This window comes from Rhodococcus sp. IEGM 1366 (genome assembly GCF_033142425.1).
Taxonomy (GTDB): Bacteria; Actinomycetota; Actinomycetes; order Mycobacteriales; family Mycobacteriaceae; genus Rhodococcus_F; species Rhodococcus_F globerula.
The window spans coordinates 1-595 of sequence record NZ_JAWLRZ010000039.1 but is presented as its reverse complement, the minus strand read 5'-3'; the positions used below and the strand labels follow the sequence as shown (position 1 = coordinate 595).

Annotated in this window: 1 pseudogene; it reads left to right on the top strand. The window is 62.2% G+C overall.

What is annotated here, in order from left to right:
- Positions 1 to 61: 61 nt before the first annotated feature.
- Positions 62 to 595 (top strand): annotated as a pseudogene (locus R4P64_RS33945) (amidohydrolase); the annotation flags it as partial.

Here is a 595-nt window from a genome sequence, read left to right as displayed (position 1 = left end):
CGTCCACATAGGTAAACAAGTTATCCCTTTCGCGTGCGTTGAGGGTACCCCCGGAGGACTCATGCCCCTGCAGAACCACATGCATCTGATTTCCACCGACGATCACCTGATCGAGCATCCGAAGCTCTGGTCGGATCGTCTGCCGAAGAAGTTCCTCGACGCCGGACCCCGGATCATCGAGAAGGTGATGCCGCGATCGGTGCACGCCGGTGACGGCGCCCGCGGTGATGCCGGCACCAAACTCGCCGAAGTGTGGATCTACGAAGACCGTGTCTACCCGTACATCGGACTCAACGCGGTGGCTGGGAAGAAACCCGAGGAGTACGGCGCCGAGCCCACCCGGTACGAGGACATGATCGCCGGCTGCTTCGACCCGAAAGCCCGTGTGCTGGACATGGATATCGACGGCGTCCAAGCCGGACTGTCCTTTCCTTCGTTCCCCCGGTTCGCCGGAACGGTCTTCCTCGAAGGCAAGGACCGGGAGTTGGCGTTGCTCTCGGTCAAGGCCTGGAACGATTACCACATCGACGAATGGTGCGCGAGCGCCCCGGACCGGTTGATCCCGCTGGTGATCCTGCCGCTGTGGTCGGTGGAG